This is a genomic window from Pseudomonas sp., from assembly GCF_030690725.1.
Classification (GTDB): Bacteria; Pseudomonadota; Gammaproteobacteria; order Pseudomonadales; family Pseudomonadaceae; genus Aquipseudomonas.
Window position 1 is genome coordinate 1 of sequence record NZ_JAUYGD010000027.1, and the last position, 1,056, is coordinate 1,056.

The 1,056-nt window shown below is 54.3% G+C and carries 2 protein-coding genes and 1 pseudogene; all 3 read right to left on the reverse strand.

Going from position 1 to position 1,056, the window contains the following annotated elements:
• Positions 1–71, reverse strand: a pseudogene (locus Q8O69_RS05105) (50S ribosomal protein L18); the annotation flags it as partial.
• Positions 72–81: 10 nt separating this feature from the next.
• A complete protein-coding gene (gene rplF, locus Q8O69_RS05110) occupies positions 82–615 on the reverse strand; it encodes a 50S ribosomal protein L6 (RefSeq protein ID WP_160089362.1) in 534 nt (177 codons plus the stop codon).
• Between the two features lie 12 nt (positions 616–627).
• Positions 628–1,020 (reverse strand): 30S ribosomal protein S8, encoded by a 393-nt coding sequence (rpsH, locus tag Q8O69_RS05115; RefSeq protein ID WP_069519903.1) that lies wholly within the window; start codon positions 1,018–1,020, stop codon positions 628–630.
• Positions 1,021–1,056 lie beyond the last annotated feature (36 nt).

The window sequence follows — 1,056 nt, forward strand, 5'->3', positions numbered from 1 at the left end:
GCTTCGAGCTCGTGCATTTTCAGGCGTGCTTTGCGAGCGCGACGCAGTCGAGTAACTTTTTTGTCGGTCATTTGCTAGGCCCTACTTCTTCTTGGCTTCTTTACGACGGACGACTTCGTCTGCGTAACGAACACCCTTGCCCTTATAAGGTTCAGGACGACGGAAGTCACGAATCTCCGCAGCGACCTGACCAACCAGTTGTTTGTCGACACCCTTGATCAGGATCTCGGTCTGGTTCGGGGTTTCAGCAACTACACCGTCCGGCAACTCATAGTCGATCGGATGGGAGAAGCCGAGAGCGAGGTTCAGCACCTGACCTTTGGCTTGCGCTTTGTAACCAACACCAACCAGCTGCAGCTTACGCTCGAAGCCAGTGCTAACACCGATCACCATATTGTTGACCAGGGCGCGAGTGGTACCGGCCATTGCACGAGTCTGCTGATCGCCATTGCGAGCAGCGAAACGCAGCTCACCGGCTTCTTGCAGAACTTCAACGGACGAGTGAACGTTCAGTTCGAGAGTGCCCTTGGCACCCTTTACCGAAAGCTGTTGGCCGGCGAGTTTGATCTCAACACCAGCGGGCAGCTTTACGGGGTTCTTAGCAACGCGAGACATGCTTATCCCCCCTTAGAACACTGTGCAAAGCACTTCGCCGCCGACACCGGCAGCGCGCGCAGCGCGGTCCGTCATCACACCCTTGTTGGTGGAGACGATGGATACACCGAGACCGCCACGAACTTTCGGCAGATCATCGACGGATTTGTATTGGCGAAGGCCTGGACGGCTAACGCGCTTAACTTCTTCGATAACCGGACGGCCTTCGAAGTATTTCAGCTCGATGGACAGCTGCGGCTTAACTTCACCGCTGATCTGATAACCCGCAATATAACCTTCGTCTTTCAAAACTTTGGCTACAGCCACCTTCAACGTGGAAGACGGCATGCTTACGACGGACTTTTCAGCCATCTGGGCATTACGGATACGAGTTAGCATGTCCGCTAACGGGTCCTGCATACTCATGGGCTAGACGCTCCTGATACAAAAAGAATTAGCCTT